Origin of the sequence: Streptomyces sp. NPDC004284 (assembly GCF_042874035.1) — a bacterium.
Classification (GTDB): domain Bacteria; phylum Actinomycetota; class Actinomycetes; order Streptomycetales; family Streptomycetaceae; genus Streptomyces.
The window spans coordinates 144,320-161,974 of record NZ_JBIAMJ010000011.1 but is presented as its reverse complement, the minus strand read 5'-3'; the positions used below and the strand labels follow the sequence as shown (position 1 = coordinate 161,974).

At 72.2% G+C, this 17,655-nt stretch carries 16 protein-coding genes and 1 tRNA gene; 10 read left to right on the top strand and 7 right to left on the bottom strand.

The window, feature by feature from the left end:
- Positions 1-119 precede the first annotated feature (119 nt).
- Positions 120-272 carry a hypothetical protein gene (locus ACFYUS_RS26455; protein ID WP_388856914.1) on the bottom strand — a complete coding sequence of 51 codons (153 nt, stop codon included), beginning with the start codon at positions 270-272 and terminating at the stop codon, positions 120-122.
- 91 nt (positions 273-363) lie between these two features.
- Complete coding sequence (gene phoU / locus ACFYUS_RS26450) at positions 364-1,044, bottom strand: phosphate signaling complex protein PhoU (RefSeq protein WP_388856911.1); 681 nt, start codon at positions 1,042-1,044, stop codon at positions 364-366.
- A gap of 263 nt (positions 1,045-1,307) precedes the next feature.
- On the opposite strand from phoU, the gene ACFYUS_RS26445 reads away from it, so the two are divergent.
- On the top strand, positions 1,308-2,537 hold the full coding sequence (locus ACFYUS_RS26445) for a sensor histidine kinase (RefSeq protein ID WP_388856908.1): 1,230 nt from the start codon (positions 1,308-1,310) through the stop codon (positions 2,535-2,537).
- The gene (locus ACFYUS_RS26440; protein WP_017242433.1) at positions 2,534-3,214 is read left to right on the top strand and encodes a response regulator transcription factor; all 681 of its coding nucleotides are present in this window, start codon (positions 2,534-2,536) and stop codon (positions 3,212-3,214) included. The genes ACFYUS_RS26445 and ACFYUS_RS26440 overlap by 4 nt, the downstream gene beginning before the upstream one ends.
- A 191-nt stretch (positions 3,215-3,405) precedes the next feature.
- On the opposite strand, the gene ACFYUS_RS26435 is transcribed toward ACFYUS_RS26440, so the two are convergent.
- Complete coding sequence (locus tag ACFYUS_RS26435) at positions 3,406-4,056, bottom strand: DUF461 domain-containing protein (protein ID WP_388856905.1); 651 nt, start codon at positions 4,054-4,056, stop codon at positions 3,406-3,408.
- 685 nt (positions 4,057-4,741) lie between these two features.
- Between ACFYUS_RS26435 and ACFYUS_RS26430 the strand changes: the two genes are divergently transcribed.
- The 6 genes from ACFYUS_RS26430 to ACFYUS_RS26405 all read left to right on the top strand — a co-directional run bounded on the left by ACFYUS_RS26430 (position 4,742) and on the right by ACFYUS_RS26405 (position 10,942).
- Positions 4,742-5,224 carry a CarD family transcriptional regulator gene (locus tag ACFYUS_RS26430; protein ID WP_003953493.1) on the top strand — a complete coding sequence of 161 codons (483 nt, stop codon included), beginning with the start codon at positions 4,742-4,744 and terminating at the stop codon, positions 5,222-5,224.
- 305 nt (positions 5,225-5,529) lie between these two features.
- A complete protein-coding gene (gene ispD / locus ACFYUS_RS26425) occupies positions 5,530-6,279 on the top strand; it encodes a 2-C-methyl-D-erythritol 4-phosphate cytidylyltransferase (RefSeq protein ID WP_388856902.1) in 750 nt (249 codons plus the stop codon).
- On the top strand, positions 6,269-6,781 hold the full coding sequence (ispF, locus tag ACFYUS_RS26420) for a 2-C-methyl-D-erythritol 2,4-cyclodiphosphate synthase (RefSeq protein WP_388856899.1): 513 nt from the start codon (positions 6,269-6,271) through the stop codon (positions 6,779-6,781). Before ispD ends, ispF begins: the two co-directional genes overlap by 11 nt.
- A 66-nt stretch (positions 6,782-6,847) precedes the next feature.
- Positions 6,848-8,248 (top strand): cysteine--tRNA ligase, encoded by a 1,401-nt coding sequence (gene cysS / locus ACFYUS_RS26415; RefSeq protein WP_388856896.1) that lies wholly within the window; start codon positions 6,848-6,850, stop codon positions 8,246-8,248.
- A gap of 79 nt (positions 8,249-8,327) precedes the next feature.
- Complete coding sequence (gene rlmB / locus ACFYUS_RS26410; protein ID WP_388856893.1) at positions 8,328-9,287, top strand: 23S rRNA (guanosine(2251)-2'-O)-methyltransferase RlmB; 960 nt, start codon at positions 8,328-8,330, stop codon at positions 9,285-9,287.
- Positions 9,288-9,382: 95 nt separating this feature from the next.
- On the top strand, positions 9,383-10,942 hold the full coding sequence (locus tag ACFYUS_RS26405) for a DoxX family membrane protein (RefSeq protein ID WP_388856890.1): 1,560 nt from the start codon (positions 9,383-9,385) through the stop codon (positions 10,940-10,942).
- 221 nt (positions 10,943-11,163) lie between these two features.
- Here ACFYUS_RS26405 and ACFYUS_RS26400 read toward each other — a convergent pair whose 3' ends face one another.
- The 3 genes from ACFYUS_RS26400 to ACFYUS_RS26390 form a co-directional block, all read right to left on the bottom strand.
- Complete coding sequence (locus tag ACFYUS_RS26400) at positions 11,164-11,880, bottom strand: NDP-sugar synthase (RefSeq protein ID WP_388856887.1); 717 nt, start codon at positions 11,878-11,880, stop codon at positions 11,164-11,166.
- A gap of 67 nt (positions 11,881-11,947) precedes the next feature.
- A complete protein-coding gene (locus ACFYUS_RS26395; protein ID WP_388856884.1) occupies positions 11,948-12,358 on the bottom strand; it encodes a hypothetical protein in 411 nt (136 codons plus the stop codon).
- A 220-nt stretch (positions 12,359-12,578) separates the two neighbouring features.
- Positions 12,579-13,676 carry an ABC transporter ATP-binding protein gene (locus ACFYUS_RS26390; protein ID WP_388856881.1) on the bottom strand — a complete coding sequence of 366 codons (1,098 nt, stop codon included), beginning with the start codon at positions 13,674-13,676 and terminating at the stop codon, positions 12,579-12,581.
- 182 nt (positions 13,677-13,858) lie between these two features.
- Between ACFYUS_RS26390 and ACFYUS_RS26385 the strand changes: the two genes are divergently transcribed.
- Together ACFYUS_RS26385 and ACFYUS_RS26380 are read left to right on the top strand one after the other, a co-directional pair.
- Positions 13,859-13,932 (top strand) — tRNA-Thr (locus ACFYUS_RS26385).
- Positions 13,933-14,102: 170 nt separating this feature from the next.
- Entirely contained in the window at positions 14,103-16,196 is a 2,094-nt protein-coding gene (locus ACFYUS_RS26380) for a restriction endonuclease (protein WP_388856878.1), read from the top strand.
- Between the two features lie 36 nt (positions 16,197-16,232).
- Here ACFYUS_RS26380 and ACFYUS_RS26375 read toward each other — a convergent pair whose 3' ends face one another.
- A complete protein-coding gene (locus tag ACFYUS_RS26375; RefSeq protein ID WP_388856875.1) occupies positions 16,233-17,621 on the bottom strand; it encodes an NAD(P)/FAD-dependent oxidoreductase in 1,389 nt (462 codons plus the stop codon).
- Positions 17,622-17,655 lie beyond the last annotated feature (34 nt).

Below are 17,655 nucleotides of genomic sequence, written 5' to 3'. Positions count from 1 at the left end.
GCGGCGGGGCCCCCCCGGGGGGGGGCCCGGATTTTTGGGGGGGGGGGTTCCGGGGGGTGGGGGGGGGGGGGGGGTGGGGGGGGGGGGGGGGGGCCCCCCCCCCCCCCCCGCCTCGCCGGTCAGCCGGAGCAGCCCCCGCACTGGCACGGGGAGCCGGACTGGCAGCCGCAGCCGCAGCCCGAGCCGCAGCCGCAGGCACCCAGCACCGGCAGGAACACCGCTTCGCGCGGCGCCTCCGCCCCGGGGTCGGTCGTCATGGGGGATTCGGCCATGGGGGTCCCTCCCTTTCGAGGCGCGCATCGCCTCCCCCCATTGCATGCCCACTCGGACCGGCGCATCAACGGCGCACCGGAGCCCGTGCGCCTACGCGCCCTCCACCGGCGCGTCCGCCGCCTGCAGCTCGTCCGCGTGCTCGCCCGTCACCAGGTAGACCACGCGCTTCGCCACCGACACCGCGTGGTCCGCGAACCGCTCGTAGTACCGGCCGAGGAGCGTCACGTCCACGGCCGTCTCGATGCCGTGCTTCCAGCGGTCGTCCATCAGGTGCTGGAACAGGGTCCGGTGCAGCAGGTCCATCTCGTCGTCGTCCTGCTCCAGCTGGAGCGCCAGGTCGACGTCCTTCGTGATGATGACCTCGGCCGCCTTCGCCATCAGGCGCTGCGCCAGCTGCCCCATCTCCAGGATGGTCGCGTGCAGGTCACGCGGCACCGCCGTCTCCGGGAACCGCAGCCGCGCCAGCTTCGCCACGTGCTGCGCCAGGTCGCCGGAGCGCTCCAGGTCGGCGCTCATCCGCAGCGAGGTGACCACGATCCGCAGGTCCGTCGCCACCGGCTGCTGCCGGGCGAGCAGCGCTATGGCCCGCGCCTCCAGGTCGTGCTGGAGGTCGTCGACCTTCTGGTCCGCGGCGATCACGCTCTCCGCGAGCTTGAGGTCCGCGTCGAGCATCGCCGTCGTGGCGCGCCCGATCGCCGACCCGACGAGCCGGGCCATCTCGACCAGGCCCTCGCCGATCGAGTCCAGTTCCTCGTGGTACGCGTCCCGCATGGATGTCCCTCTCTACGCAAAACTCCGGGGTCCGGGTGAGGCTCGGACCCCCACGCTCCCACGTTCGGCCCCCTGTGCGTCCGGTTCCACCCCCTGATGTGAATCAGTACTTTCCCCCAGGTGAACTCTGGGCGACACGCGCCACCCCGGTCGCCAGGACAAATGAACCACCCGCATCTCCACGGTGAACTCTGGGCGACGACTGTTCGAGCAGCCACTCGGACGGCTGGGAGAGTGTCCGCGACCCCGCATAACCTGGGGGCATGGACGTGAACGCGGCGGTCGCCGCATTGGCAGCGATCGCCGGCGTGTGCACCGGCGTGATCGCCATGCTGGCGTTCCGCTGGAGCGAACGCGACCAGGCGCGACCCACCCGTACCTCGCTGCACACCGACGCCGTGCTCCCGCCCGGCGTCGACACCGTGCTGTCCGTGCTGCGCTCCTCCGCGGTCGTCCTCGACGAGAGCGACTCCGTGGTGAAGGCCAGCTCGGCGGCGTACGCGCTCGGCCTGGTCCGCGGCGGCAAACTGGCCGTCGAACCCATGCTCAACATGGCCCGTGACACCCGCCGCGACGGAGAGATACGGCAGGTGGAGCTCGATCTGGCCCGGCGCGGCACCGGACGCGGCGAGGCCCTCGCCGTCTCCGCCCGGGTCGCCCCGCTGGGCTCGCGGCTCGTGCTGCTCCTGGTCGAGGACCTCACCGAGGCCCGCCGCATCGAGGCGGTGCGGCGCGACTTCGTCGCCAACGTGAGCCATGAGCTCAAGACTCCCGTCGGCGCGCTCTCCCTGCTCTCCGAGGCGGTCATGGACGCCTCGGACGACCCCGAGGCGGTCACCCGCTTCGCCGGCCGGATGCAGATCGAGGCGACCCGCCTCACCAACCTCGTACAGGAGCTCATCGACCTCTCCCGCGTCCAGAACGACGACCCGCTGGAGGACTCCGAGCCGGTGTCCGTGGACGAGCTCGTCGCCGAGGCGATCGACCGCTCCCGCCAGCCCGCCTCCACCAAACAGATCACCATGGTCTCCGGTGGAGCGCCCGACCTGTACGTCTGGGGCAGCCGGGGCCAGCTCGCGGCGGCCCTCGGCAACCTCGTCGAGAACGCCGTCAACTACTCGCCGGCCCGTACGCGGGTGGGCATCGCCGCCCGGCACATCGCCGCGCCCGGCGGGGACCTGATCGAGATAGCCGTGACCGACCAGGGCATCGGCATCTCGGAGAAGGACCGCGAGCGGATCTTCGAGCGCTTCTACCGCGTCGACCCGGCCCGCTCCCGTGCCACCGGCGGTACGGGGCTCGGCCTGGCCATCGTCAAGCACGTGGCCGCCTCGCACGGCGGGGAGGTCACCGTCTGGAGCACCGAGGGTCAGGGCTCCACCTTCACCCTGCGGCTGCCCGAGGCGGGCGCCGTACGGGACCGCCGGCCCGCCTCGCCCTCCACCCCAGATCTACTGACCGAACCGCTTCCCGCCCCGGAGGTCCTTCCGTGACCCGAGTGCTCGTCGTCGAGGATGAGGAATCCTTCAGCGACGCCCTGTCGTACATGCTCCGCAAGGAGGGCTTCGAGGTCGCCGTCGCGGCGACCGGGCCCGACGGCCTCGACGAGTTCGAGCGCAACGGAGCCGACCTCGTCCTCCTCGACCTGATGCTTCCGGGCCTGCCCGGCACCGAGGTGTGCCGCCAGCTGCGCGGCCGCTCCAACGTCCCGGTGATCATGGTGACCGCCAAGGACAGCGAGATCGACAAGGTCGTCGGCCTGGAGATAGGAGCCGACGACTACGTGACCAAGCCCTTCTCCTCGCGGGAGCTCGTCGCCCGCATCCGCGCCGTGCTGCGCCGCCGCGGCGAGCCGGAGGAGGTCACCCCGGCGGCCCTGGAGGCCGGCCCGGTCCGCATGGACGTCGACCGGCACGTGGTCACGGTCTCCGGCGGCAAGGTCGACCTCCCGCTCAAGGAGTTCGACCTCCTGGAGATGCTCCTGCGCAACGCGGGCCGCGTGCTCACCCGCATGCAGCTCATCGACCGGGTCTGGGGCGCGGACTACGTCGGCGACACCAAGACCCTCGACGTCCACGTCAAGCGCCTCCGCGCCAAGATCGAGCCGGACCCGGGCGCTCCCAGGTACCTGGTGACGGTCCGCGGCCTCGGGTACAAGTTCGAGCCGTAGGCCGGCCCGAGCCGAGGGCGCCGGACGGAGTCCGGCGCAGCGTCCCGAAGCCTGCGCGCCCCCCTGGGGCCGCGCGGTGCGAGGGGCGCCTTCGGGATGGGGTTCGAGCCGTGAAGGGCCCCGTGAAGGGCCTTGGACATATGCGGAAGGGGCGCCCCCCACCAGGGGGGGGCGCCCCTTCCGCATATGGCTCAGTGGCCGGCGGTCGTCGGCTCGCCCGAGGGGGAGGCCGGGGCCGACGCGGTGGCCGAAGCGGTGGCCGACTCGGTGGCGGCCGGCGTGGTGGCCGGAGCGGAGGTGCTCGGGGCGGTCACCGGGGGAGCCGGGACGACGGTCGGGCCGAAGTCCTTGAAGTAGCTCTTCGCCGGGACGACGAAGGCGCTCAGGCTGACGTCGCCGGTCTTGCTCAGCTTGAAGACGACCTTCTGCGCGTCGCCGTCGCGGAGGGCCTCGGAGCCGCTCTCGATCACGGCGGAGGCGTTGCCCGCGCCGCCGATCAGGACGGAGCCGTGGGCCGGGACGACGATCGGGCCGGCGCCCTTGGCGGACGTCAGCTTCACGTCCGAGCGCGCGCCGGGCAGGCTGATCGCGTCGATGGTCTGCGGCAGGCTGCCGTTGTTGAAGACGGTGGCCGAGACGGCGACCGGGCCCCTGACGCCGGGTCCGGGCTGGGTGATGACCAGCGCGTTCTGGATCTTGACGTCGTCCACGGTGACGGCCGCGTTGTCCGGCCGGACCTGGAGGGTCTGTGCGTCGTTGCCCGCGCCACAGGCGGAGAGCGCGGCGACGGAGAACACGATGGCGGTGGCGGCGAGGGCGCCGCGTCGAAGGCTGCGGCTCACGGCGGCGGCATCTCCTAGGACGTACGGACAGGCGTGGGAACTAAGGGACAGCTAAAGGTGTGTCAGCGCGCTTAGGTTACCGAGCCTCACTCCGCGTCCCGCACCCGACCCGCCCCTAACCGGTCACAGCCGTACCCGGGGGTGCGGTCGGGACGCCCGGCGCGGGTTCTCCGAGGGTTCTCCGCCCGTCTTCCGCCCGCCCTCCGCCGCTCCTCCCCGTGCCGGCCGCGCGCTCGTCCGGTTGGCTGGATCACGACCCATTGACCTGTTGTTCACATAACCGCCTTGATCAATTCGGAGGCGTCGCCGCATTACCCCCAGCCGCCCCCGTGGAAAATCCCGCACCGATGTCGCTTGATGTCCACTGATCAATTTCGGGAATCACCCCGGCATGCGTCCGTACGGGTGGGCGATCCTCGAACGGAGTAGGGGAAGAGGCTCCCTTCGAACCGGACAAACCGGGACATCAAGCCTCCCTCAAGGGGCTCCTGGTATGTGTAACGTGCGGGTTTCTCTCTGTCGATGTAGCCGCTCCGACCTGCGAATACCGCCTTCCGGAAGCCCTCCGCAGCACGTTCGTGTGACCGTTGTCAAGCCCCGAGATATGCCCTGACCTGCGAAAACGCCATTCAGAAGAAGCTGAATCCGTGTTACCCTGGATAGCCACGGAAGGGGTACCTGTCACATGACGTTCAAGGTTGGCGACACCGTGGTCTATCCCCATCACGGGGCCGCGCTGATCGAGGCCATCGAAACTCGCCAGATCAAAGGCGTGGACAAGACCTACTTGGTGCTCAAGGTCGCGCAGGGCGACCTGACGGTTCGTGTGCCGGCGGACAATGCGGAGTTCGTCGGTGTTCGCGACGTTGTCGGTCAGGACGGGCTGGACCGGGTCTTCGAGGTGCTGCGCGCGCCGTACGCCGAAGAGCCGACGAACTGGTCCCGTCGCTACAAGGCAAATCTCGAGAAGCTCGCCTCCGGCGATGTCATCAAGGTCGCCGAAGTGGTGCGCGACCTGTGGCGTCGTGAGCGCGAGCGCGGACTCTCCGCAGGTGAGAAGCGCATGCTCGCCAAGGCTCGGCAGATCCTGGTGAGCGAGCTGGCCCTCGCGGAGAACACGAACGAGGACAAGGCCGAGGCCCTCCTCGACGAGGTCCTCGCGTCCTGAGCCACGTCTTCAAGTGAAGCGATGCCGCGGTGCCCGCTGGCGTGCTGTGATCCACACAGTGCTGTCGCCGGGCGCTGCGGCATATTCACGTGTGCGGTACGGGCGCATGCGGCTCGCCGCGTGACCACACCGCCGAAGTGACCCGCACCCCCTGAACTTCTCTCCGCCCCACACGCCGAACCCCTGTGCCCACGCGGCCACGCCTCGACCGTCGTCACGGAAAGGGCCCGGTCAAGGCGGAGCGTCCGGCACGCTGAGGCCATACCCATGTCGGCCGCGGAAACAAACCTGCCGGAGTGCAACCGATGTCAGACGAAGCGCGTCCCCGTCGTACCGCCGTGGTGATCCCGGCCGCAGGACGGGGCGTACGCCTCGGCCCGGGCGCCCCCAAGGCGCTCCGCGCGCTGAACGGCACCCCCATGCTCATCCACGCCGTCCGCGCGATGGCCGCCTCCCGCGCGGTCTCGCTCGTCGTCGTGGTCGCCCCCTCCGACGGCGTCGCCGAGGTCAAGCGCCTCCTCGACGACCACGCCCTCCCCGAGCGGACCGACTACCTCGTCGTCCCCGGCGGCGACACCCGCCAGGAGTCCGTCCACCTCGGCCTCCAGGCACTCCCCGAGGGCGTCACCACCGTCCTCGTCCACGACGCGGCCCGCCCCCTGGTCCCCGTCGACACCGTGGACGCCGTCATCGAGGCCGTACGGGACGGGGCCGTCGCCGTCGTCCCCGCGCTGCCCGTCGCCGACACCGTCAAGGAGGTCGAGCCGGCCGAGAAGCCCGGCGACCCCGAGCAGGTCGTCGCCACCCCGGTCCGCGCCCGCCTCCGCGCCGTCCAGACCCCCCAGGGCTTCGACCACGACACCCTGGTCAACGCCCACGCCACGATCGCCCTCACCGGCGAGGGCGCCACCGACGACGCCGGCATGGTCGAGCGGCTCGGCGCGCCCGTCGTCGTCGTGCCCGGCCACGAAGAGGCCTTCAAGGTGACCCGCCCCCTCGACCTCGTCCTCGCCGAGGCCGTACTCGCCCGCAGGAGGGCCAACGATGGCTTCTGAGCTCCCCCTCGTCCCCCGTACCGGCATCGGCACCGACGTGCACGCCTTCGAGAAGGGCCGCGAGCTCTGGTGCGCGGGTCTGCTCTGGGAAGGCCCCGACAGTGACGGGTACGGGCTCGCCGGGCACTCCGACGGTGACGTCGCCGCCCACGCCGCCTGCGACGCCCTCTTCTCCGCCGCCGGCATCGGCGACCTCGGGGCCCACTTCGGCACCTCGCGCCCCGAGTGGTCCGGCGCCTCCGGCGTCACCCTGCTCGCGGAGGCCGCCCGGATCGTCCGCGCCGAGGGGTACGAGATCGGGAACATCGCGGTGCAGGTCGTCGGCGTCCGCCCCAAGGTCGGCAAGCGCCGCGACGAGGCCCAGAAGGCACTGAGCGAGGCGGCCGGCGCACCCGTCTCCGTCTCCGGCACCACCACGGACGGACTCGGCCTCACCGGCCGCGCCGAGGGCCTCGCCGCCCTCGCGACCGCCCTCGTCTACCCCGTATCGCATCAGGAGTAGGAAAAACGTGCCCCGTGGCCGGGAATCGGTCGCGGGGCACTACCACACTCCCACTACCCTGGTGTGGTGACTATTCGCCTGTACGACACCAGCGCCCGGCAGATCCGTGACTTCACCCCGCTCACACCGGGCCGCGTCTCGATCTACCTCTGTGGTGCCACCGTCCAGGCGGCCCCGCACATCGGACACATCCGGTCGGGGCTGAACTTCGACATCATGCGCCGCTGGTTCGCGTACCGCGGCTACGACGTCACGTTCATCCGCAACGTCACCGACATCGACGACAAGATCATCAGGAAGGGCGCCGAGCAGGGCCGCCCCTGGTGGTCCATCGGCTACGAGAACGAGCGCGCGTTCAACTCCGGTTACGAGGCCCTCGGCTGCCTCCCGCCGACCTACGAGCCCCGCGCCACCGGTCACGTCCCCGAGATGATCGAGATGATGCGGGGCCTGATCGAGCGCGGCCACGCCTACGAGGCGGACGGCAGCGTCTACTTCGACGTGCGCTCCTTCCCGGGCTACCTGGAGCTGTCCAACCAGGACATCGACGACCTCCGCCAGCCCTCCGAGGAGGGCATCACCGGCAAGCGCGACCCGCGCGACTTCGCGATGTGGAAGGCGACCAAGCCGGGCGAGCCCGACTGGGAGACCCCGTGGGGCCGCGGCCGCCCCGGCTGGCACCTGGAGTGCTCGGCCATGGCCCACAAGTACCTGGGCTCCGCCTTCGACGTCCACGGCGGCGGCCTCGACCTGATCTTCCCGCACCACGAGAACGAGATCGCCCAGGCCAAGGCCTTCGGCGACGACTTCGCCTCGTACTGGGTGCACAACGCCTGGGTCACCATGAGCGGCGAGAAGATGTCGAAGTCGCTCGGCAACAGCGTGCTGGTGTCCGAGATGGTGAAGAACTGGCGCCCCATCGTCCTGCGCTACTACCTGGGCACCCCGCACTACCGCTCGATGATCGAGTACAGCGAGGAGTCCCTGCGCGAGGCCGAGTCGGCCTTCGCCCGCATCGAGGGCTTCGTCCAGCGCGCCACCGAGAAGGCCGGGCGGGCCGTCGCCCCCGCCGCCGAGGTGCCGCCCGCCTTCGCCGAGGCCATGGACGACGACCTGGGCGTGCCGCACGCGCTGGCGATCATCCACACCACCGTCCGCCAGGGCAACAGCGCCCTCGCCGCGGACGACAAGGACGAGGCCATCGCCCGCCTCGCCGAGGTCCGCGCCATGCTCGGCGTCCTCGGCCTGGACCCCCTCGACCCGCACTGGGCCGAGGAGACCGGTGGCGGCGAAGAGCTCCACGGCGCCGTCGACACCCTCGTGCGCCTCGTGCTCCAGCAGCGCGAATCGGCGCGCGAGCGCAAGGACTGGGCGACCGCGGACGCGATCCGCGACCAGCTCACCCAGTCCGGCCTCGTCATCGAGGACAGCCCCGACGGCCCCCGCTGGACGCTGGGCAACCGTTAGAAGACGTGCCGCTCGGGAGACCGGGCGGCACACTTCAGTTACAGACTTTGTACGTCAGCAGAGGAAACAGGTAGTAGTCATGGCCGGGAACAGCCAGCGCAGGAACCGTCGCACGTCCAACAAGAAGGGTGCGACGGTCGGCAGCGGTGGCCAGCGGCGCAAGGGCCTCGAAGGCAAGGGCCCGACCCCCAAGGCCGAGGACCGCAAGGGCCACAAGGCGTACCGCGTCTCCAACGCGATGGCGCGGAACGCGGCCAAGCGCCGTCCCGCGCCCCGCCGCGGCGGCCCCAAGGGCACCAGCGAGATGGTCGTCGGCCGCAACCCGGTCTTCGAGGCGCTGCGCGACGGCGTGCCCGCCACCACGCTGTACGTGCAGCAGTTCATCGACAACGACGAGCGCGTGCGCGAGGCCCTCCAGCTCGCCGGCGCGCGCGGCAACATCAACCTGATGGAAGCCCCGCGCCCCGAGCTCGACCGCATGACCAACGGGCTGAACCACCAGGGTCTGGTCCTCCAGGTCCCGCCGTACGAGTACGCGCACCCCGAGGACCTCACCGCCGACGCCTACGACGAGCACGAGGACCCGCTGATCGTCGCCCTCGACGGCGTCACCGACCCGCGCAACCTCGGCGCGATCGTCCGCTCCGTCTCCGCCTTCGGCGGCCACGGCGTGGTCATCCCCGAGCGCCGCGCCGCCGGCATGACCGCCGGTGCCTGGAAGACCTCCGCCGGCACCGCCGCGCGCACCCCGGTCGCCCGCGTCACCAACCTGACCCGCGCCCTGCAGGAGTACAAGAAGGCCGGCATCGCCGTCGTCGGCCTCGCCGCCGAGGGCACGCACGAGGTGCAGGACCTGGAGGCGCTCGGCGGCCCGGTCGTCATCGTCGTCGGCTCCGAGGGCAAGGGCCTCTCCCGCCTCGTCGGCGAGACCTGCGACTTCCTCGTCCGTATCCCGATGCCGGGCGGCGCCGAGTCGCTCAACGCCGGTGTCGCCGCCGGCGTCGTCCTCTACGAGGCGGCCCGCCGCCGCATGGGCTGACCCGAACGAGGGACGCGCCCCGGCCGTGATCTTGACGGGCCTCGGACATTTGGCAACCGTCAAGGCAGTGTCCTAACCGCACATCACTCGGTTAGATGAGTGTGGACACCAGAACGCCCCGGCCGGGGTTCGACGATCAGCCCGCGCTGAGCATGGTCAAGGTGGATTCCGATCCCGCCCAGGTGATCGTGAACCACGCCAGCTTCCGTGTGCGGCTCGCGCCGGCCCCGCAGCCCAAGTTCGGCGCCGGCGCCCGTACCGCCGCGCTCGTCGGAGCCGCCGGAGCGGGCGGCGCGCGCCGCCGTCCCGTCGTGTGGACCGGGAAGTCCGCGCCGGGCGCCACCGGCCTCCTCCAGGCCGTGCGCGAGTCCTCCGTCTCCACGCTCGAACCCGTCGGACACGGCGGCCACGGCGTCGGCGACACCCAGGCCATCCCGCGCGTCGACACCACCATGCCCACCTCCGTGGTGCCCGCCGAGGCCACGCCGCTGCTCCCGCCGATGCGCCGCGCCGAGGGCGCCTACGACGAGCTGTACGAGCTCGGGCCCGAGCCCGCCGAGGCGTACGGGAACGACACGCCGGCCGCCCGGACCGCACAGCGCCACGGGGACGACGTCCGGCACGCCTACTACCCCGGCCGCCGGATGAACCTCGGCGTCGTCCTCCTCCCGCTCCGCGTCTTCCTCGGCTTCATCTCCATCTACGCGGGCATGGGCAAGCTCTGCGACCCCGTCTACTTCGACGGCGGCGAGCGCGGCTCCATGGTGAAGTGGCTCAACTCCCTCCACCCCTGGGCCCTCGCCGAACCCCTGCGCGACTTCGCCCTCCAGCACCCCGTCGGCGCCGGACTCACCGTCGCCTTCCTCCAGGTCGTCGTCGGCGTCCTCACCGTCCTCGGACTCTGGCAGCGCGTCGCCGCCGTCATCGGCGGCCTGCTCTCCGCCGCCCTCCTCCTGACCGTCAGCTGGAAGACCGTCCCGGTCTACGACTCGGCGGACATCATCTACCTGGCCGCCTGGTCCCCGCTGATCATCGCCGGCGCCCCCGTCTACTCCCTCGACGGCCGCCTCGCCGGCGAAGCCTGGCGCACCCTCGGCCCCCGCGCCGAACTCTGGGACCTCCGCCGCCGCGTCACCCGCCGCAGCACCCTCCTCGCCGCCGTCGTCGTCGGCCTCACCCTCCTCATCGGCTCCGTCCTCGGCGGCGCCGTCCGCTCCACCGAGATGGTCACCGTCCCCGGCCCCAACGACGACCCGATCAACCACCTCCCCGGCCAGCCGCTCCCCGCGGAGCCGACGCACCGCGCCCCCACGAAGGCCGCCTCCACCGCGCCCGAGCCCGCCGCGACCACCGAGGCCCCCGCGCGCAGCGAGGAGACCCACGAGGCCACCCGGCCCACCGAGACGACCCGCGAGGCCCCCCGGACCCAGGAGCAGCGCCCGACCGCCACCCAGGGCGCGAGCACCGGTGCCGGCAGCAGCCGTACGCCCACGCAGCAGTCGAAGCCGGCGCCCCCGCCGTCCACGAGCGACTCCCCGGGCAGCACCGGCGGCACGTCGACCGGCGGCTCGACCGGCGGGACCACCAGCACCCCGTCCGAGGGCGGCTCGACGACGGGCGGCGCGCAGAACCCGATCGGCGGCCTGCTGGGCTGACGCCGCGGTACGGACACGAGAGGGGGGGGGGGGGGGGGGGGGGGGGGGGGGGGGGCGGGGGGGGGGGGGGGGGGGGGCGGGGGGGGGGCGCGCCCCCCCCCCCGCGGGGGCGGGGGGGGGGGGCGCGGGGGGGGGGGCCCCCGGGGGGGGGGCCCCCCCCCCCCCCCGGGGCCCCCCCCCCTCTCGTGTGCGCGGGCCCTCCGGTGCGCCCCGTCCCTCCGTCAGGACTTGTGCGCGGCCAGCTCCTTGGCGGCCTCCGTCAGGTCCTTGGCGGTGTCGATGGCCCTCCAGTACGCGCCGTGGGGCAGCGGGAAGCCCGCCAGGCGCCGCTCGCGGGCGAGGCGGGGGAAGGTGGTCCGCTCGTGGTCGCCGAGGTCGGGGAGGAGCTCCGTGAAGGCCGCGGCGAAGACGTACACGCCCGCGTTGATCAGGAACGGCGACGGCGGCGCCTCGATGAAGTCGGTGATGTTCCCGAAGGTGTCGGTCTCGACGGCGCCCCACGGGATCCGCGGGCGGGCCAGGGCGAGCGTCGCGAGGGCGTCCCGCTCGGTGTGGAAGGCGGCCATCTCGCGCAGCGAGAAGCGGGTCCAGATGTCGCCGTTGGTGGCGTACCAGGGCTGGTCCGGGGCCGGCAGGTGGGAGGCGGCGTACTTGAGGCCGCCGCCGCGCCCGAGGGGCTCGGTCTCGACGACCGTCGTCACCTTGAGCGGGAGGTCCGCGGAGGCCAGCCACTCCTGGAGCACCTCGGCGAGGTGGCCGCAGGAGACGACGGCGTCGGTCACGCCCTCGGCGGCCAGCCAGGAAAGCTGATGGCCGATGATCGGGGTCCCGGTGCCCGGGATCTCGACCATCGGCTTGGGGCGGTCGTCGGTGTACGGGCGGAGCCGTGTGCCCTGGCCGCCCGCCAGGACCACGGCCTGCGTCGGAGTGGTGTGCATACGGGGAACGATAGGCGCCCGGTATGCGTCAGGCCGTTCAGCGCGCGGCCCTTCCCTGGTGAATCGGTCAGCTCGCGCGCATCACGCCGGTCGCGTACGAGGTGTCGCAGACCGGGCGGGAGAAGGACTGGGCGCGCGAGGGGCCGTAGTGCTCGACGGCGGCGCGGCCGAGGGCGCGGGCGATGGAGAAGCAGTGCTTGGCGAGGGAGGGCCGGTTCTCCACCTCGCGCTGGAGGTGCGTGAGGGCCGTGCCGGGGTCCTTCTCCTGAAGCTCTGCGAGGAGCTGGTCGCGGAGAACATCCTGCGGTGCACGGGACTTGGCCCGGGTGGAGACGTCCGTGGAGGACGCCGTCAGCTGGGTGTCGGAGTCCTGGCCGGCCCACGGAACGGCGGACACCGCGAGCGTTCCCGAGAGCACCAGGACGACGGGCAGGACGAGGGCGAGAGAGCGGCCGATGCGGCGGGCAGTGTGCGTCACGCAGGCGAGCGTAGCGGCCGGTAGTGATATGGCGACATTTAGTCACTCTCGCGAGGGATGGTTCGAGGCGGCTTTTCGAATCCCGTGTTGACGCGGGGCCCCGGGTGAGGCCCGGAATGCCGGGGTTTTTCGGGGTAAGCCCGTTCAAACCGCCGGTGTACGCGAACGGCCCCGCGTCTGCAACAGACGCGGGGCCGTACGGCAGTGCCAGGGGGCGGTCTCAGTCGCTGAGGCGGGCGCCCGTCGAGGTGGAGAAGACGTGCAGCTCGTCGGCGCGCGGGACGACGTGCAGCGTGGAGCCCTTGGCGGGCACGTCGCGGCCGCCGACGCGGACCACGAGCTCCTTGTCCTCGCCGCCGACGCGGGTGGTGCCGTACACGAAGCCGTCCGAGCCGAGCTCCTCGACGACGTTGACCGTCACGGCCAGGCCGTCCTTGCTCGTCGCGCTCTGCACGTCGAAGTGCTCGGGGCGGACGCCGACGGTCACGGTGGTGTCGCCGGCGGCGGAGGCGGCGGCGATGGCCTCACGGGTGACCGGGACGACGCTGTTGCCGAACTTCACGCCGCCGTCCGTGATCGGGACCTCGACCAGGTTCATCGCCGGGGAGCCGATGAAGCCGGCGACGAAGAGGTTGGCGGGCTTGTCGTACATGTTGCGCGGCGAGTCGACCTGCTGGAGCAGACCGTCCTTGAGGACGGCGACGCGGTCGCCCATCGTGAGCGCCTCGGTCTGGTCGTGCGTGACGTAGACCGTGGTGATGCCGAGGCGGCGCTGCAGACCGGCGATCTGCGTACGGGTGGAGACGCGGAGCTTGGCGTCGAGGTTCGACAGCGGCTCGTCCATGAGGAAGACCTGCGGCTCGCGCACGATGGCGCGGCCCATCGCGACGCGCTGGCGCTGACCGCCGGAGAGCGCCTTCGGCTTGCGGTCGAGGTACTCGGTGAGGTCGAGGATCTTCGCGGCCTCCTCGACCTTGGCGCGGATCTCCGACTTGTTGACACCGGCGATCTTGAGCGCGAAGCCCATGTTGTCGGCGACGGTCATGTGCGGGTACAGGGCGTAGTTCTGGAACACCATCGCGATGTCCCGGTCCTTCGGCGGCAGGTGCGTGACGTCGCGGTCGCCGATCCGGATCGCGCCGGCGTTGACGTCCTCGAGGCCCGCGAGCATGCGCAGGGAGGTCGACTTGCCGCAGCCGGAGGGGCCGACGAGAACGAGGAACTCGCCGTCCGCGATCTCGATGTCGAGCTGGTCGACGGAGGGCTTGGTGGCACCCGGGTAGATCCGGGTGGCCTTGTCGAACGTGACGGAAGCCATGGTGATGCGTCCCTTCACCGGCAGGAACGTGCCGGACGATCCGAGTAAAGGAAGGATTGAGGTCTAGTCCACCTGGGTGAACCGCAAGTGACGCTACCTGCCGGTGCCCGATCTGTCAGCAGTCACGGGGCCGTGAGATTTCCGACCGCCGCCGGGGCCGGGTTGGTTACACTTCACTCGCTGCCGCCTTAGCTCAGTTGGCTAGAGCGCTTGACTTGTAATCTTGAGGTCGTCGGTTCGATTCCGACAGGCGGCTCTTGTGGAGGGCCCCGGACGCTTCGTGCGTCCGGGGCCCTCCGTCGTGTCCGGGGCTTCGTGCGGGGGCTCCGTGTCCGGGCTTTCCCTGTGAAGGGGCTCCGTGGTCCGGGACACTGGTGGGTCACGGGGGAGTGCAGGTGATCGGGGTCATTGGGGAGGGGTGTGCGGATGAGTCGGCGTTCCGGTGGGCTGATCGGGGTGTGGGCCGAGCAGCAGCGGGTGGCGCAGCGGCAGCGGGAGGGGCAGCACCAGGCGGCGCTGCGGCAGCAGCGTGAGGCCGAGCGGGCGCAGCGGGCGTACGAGCGGGACGTGGCCCGGATGCAGCGGGAGCAGCGGGTCGCCTATCGGCAGCAGCGGGACGCGGACGCGCTGCGGCGGACGCAGGAGCTCGATCAGCGGGTCGCGCTCCTCGAGTCGCTGCTGGCGACGGGGTGCCGGGCTCCGGCCTTCGCCGTGGAGTCGCTGCGGCGGGAGGAGGACGTCGAGCCGTTCTCCCCGGGGCCGCTGGGGGAGCCGGTCGCGATGCCGGATCAGCGGTTCTACCAGCCGCAGGGGGCGTGGACGGCGTCCGGGCGTGCGCAGGCCGAGCGGGACGCGCGGGCCAGGTTCGAGCACGACTGGTACGCGGCGCAGGCGGCGGAGGCGCGGCGGGCGGAGCAGCTGGCGGCGTACCGGCGGGAGTACGACGCGTGGGCCGCCGCCCGCATCGCCGAGGTCCGTGCCCACAACGCGGGGGTCGACGGGACGGTCGCGGCGCTGCGGGCGGGGGAGCCCGACACGGTCGTCGAGTTCTTCTCGGCGGTGCTGTTCGCGTCGACGGCCTGGCCCGAGGGGTTTCCGCGGGAGGTGTCGGCGGCGTACGACCGGGCCGGGCGGGGGCTGGTGCTCGACTGGGACCTGCCCGGGTACGAGGTCGTTCCCGGGGCGAAGGGCGTCAAGTACCTGCCGAGCACCGACCAGGAGAAGGAGGTCGCGCGGCCGGTCACGCAGCGGCGGGCGCTGTACCGGGACGTGCTGGCGCAGAGCGCGCTGCTCGCGGTGCGGGAGCTGTTCGCGGCGGACCGGTTCGGGGCGCTCGAAGGGGTGGCGCTGAACGGGTACGTGGGCGGGGTCGATCCCGCCACCGGGCTCGCCTCGCGGGTGTGCGTGGCCTCGGTCGTGGTGGAGCGGCCGGCGTTCGACCGGCTGAACCTGGAACTCGTCGGTGCCGTGGAGTGTCTGACCGGTGCCCTCGGCGGGCGGCTCTCCGCCAAGCCCGACGAGCGGGTGGCGGTCGTGCCGCTGCGGGAGCCCGACCAGGTGGGTTCCGACGTGGTGGTGCAGGGGGACGGCGAGGAGCCCGATCTGCTCACCATGGACCCGATCGCCTTCGAGGGCCTCGTCGCCGAGCTGTTCCGGGCGCGGGGGCTCCAGGCGGTGACCACGCAGCGGTCGGGTGACGGCGGGGTGGACGTCAAGGCGCTCGATCCCGATCCGATCAGCGGCGGGTCGATCGCGGTGCAGGTGAAGCGGTACCGGAACACGGTGCCGCCGAGTGCGGTACGGGATCTGTACGGGACGGTGCAGGACGTCGGGGCCAACAAGGGGGTCCTCGTCACGACCTCGAAGTTCGGGCCCGGTTCGTACACCTTCGCCAACGGGAAGCCGCTGACGCTGATCTCGGGGACGGAGCTGGTGGATCTGCTGCACCAGCACGGGCTGCGGGGGCGGCTGGGGGGACCCGCGCCGGAGGCGGCTCCCGTCGCCGCGTCGGCCTCCGCGCCCGCCGAGGCCGCCGAGGACTTCAACCTGCTCGGAATGGTGTGGTCGGGCTCCGCCGCCCTCGACGTCTGCGCGCTGGTCTGTGCGGGGAGCCGGGTGCTCGGCGACGAGTGGTTCGTGTTCTTCAACAACCCCGCGACGCCCGACGGTTCGGTGGCCATGGTGGCGGCGGCGCCCGGTGACCGGGCGGCCGTGCGGGTCGGTTTCGACGCGCTGCCCGCGCGGGCGGACCGGTTGGTCCTCGTGGCGGCCGTGGACCCGGAGGTGAACCCGGACGCGGATCTGGGCGGGTTCACGGAGGCCGGGATCCGGCTGCGGGACGACGCGGGGGCCGAGCTGGACCGCCTGGAGGTGTCGGACGGGCGGCCGGGGGAGACGGCGCTCGTGCTCGGGTCGTTCCGGCGGCGGGCCGGCGGGGACTGGGACTTCGTCCTCGGCGGGAAGGGCTACCGGGGCGGTCTCGAGGAGCTGGTGGGGGACTTCGGGATCGAGGTGGAGTAGTCCCACCGGGGCCCGCCCGATGGGACTACCGGGGCGTCAGCGGCCGCTGAGGCGGTTCGCCAGGACCGCCACGCGGTCCGTCGCGGCCGTGTGGGCGGTGGCCTCGCGGTGGTCGGCGCCCCGGAAGGCGGCGTACATGGTCTGGACGCCGAGCCAGCGCAGGGGTTCGGGTTCCCACTTGCGGACCTTGTGGTTGACCCAGGGCAGGGCCGTGAGGTCGGTGGGGCCCGACTGGCCGGAGTCCTGCTGGATCAGGTCGCGGAGGGTGCGGGCGGCGAGGTTGGTGGTGGCGACGCCGGAGCCGACGTAGCCGCCGGCCCAGCCGAGGCCGGTGGAGCGGTCGAGGGTGACGGTGGCGCACCAGTCGCGGGGGACGCCGAGGACGCCGGACCAGGCGTGGTCGATCCGTACGCCCGCGAGCTGCGGGAAGAAGCGGACCAGGATCTCGTGGAGGGCGTCGATCGTCTGGGGCTGGGTGCGGCCGTCGTTGTCGGTCTTCGAGCCGAAGCGGTACGGGACGCCCCGGCCGCCGAGCGCGATGCGGCCGTCGGCGGTGCGCTGGGCGTACATGTAGGCGTGGGCCATGTCGCCGAGGGTCTCGCGGCCGTCCCAGCCGATGGACTCCCACTGGGCGTCGGTGAGGGGCTCGGTGGCGATCATCGAGGAGTTCATGGGGAGCCAGGTGCGGCGCTGGCCGGCGAGGGAGGCGGTGAAGCCCTCGGTGCAGCGCAGGACGTACGGGGCGCGGACGGTGCCGTACGGGGTGATCGCGTGCTTCGGCTTGATCTCGGTGACGGGCGTCGACTCGTGGATCGTGACGCCGAGGGCCTCGACGGCCGCCGCGAGGCCCTTGACCAGCTTGACCGGGTGCAGGCGGGCGCCGTGCGGGGTCCAGGAGGAGCCGACGGCCCCGGCGACGCGGATCCGTTCCGCCGTCTCGCGCGCGCCGTACAGCTCCCGGTCGGTCTCGCCGAAGGCGGCCTCGGCGGCGTGGAAGGCCTTGAGCCGGGCGAGCTGCGCGGGGGAGAGGGCCACCTCCAGGACGCCGCCCCGGTGCTGGTCGGCTTCGATCTTCTCCGTCTCGCAGACGTCGAGGACCTCGTCGACGGTGGCGTTCATGGCCTGCTGGAGGCGGACGGCGGCCTCGTGCCCGTGGAGCTTCGCGTACCGGTCGCGGCCCGCGATGCCGTTGTAGAGCCAGCCACCGTTGCGCCCGGAGGCTCCGTAGCCGCAGAACTTGGCCTCCAGGACGGTGATGTTGAGGAACGGGACCGCCTTCTTGAGGTAGTAGGCGGTCCACAGTCCCGTGTATCCGCCGCCGACGATGCAGACGTCGGCGGTGGTGTCGCCGGGGAGCGGTTCGCGGGGCGCGGGGGCGCCCTCCTGCGCGTACCAGAACGATATTCCGCCGTTGACCGTGCTCATGTGTATCCCTCTTCCGGGTGCGTGGGCGGGAGGT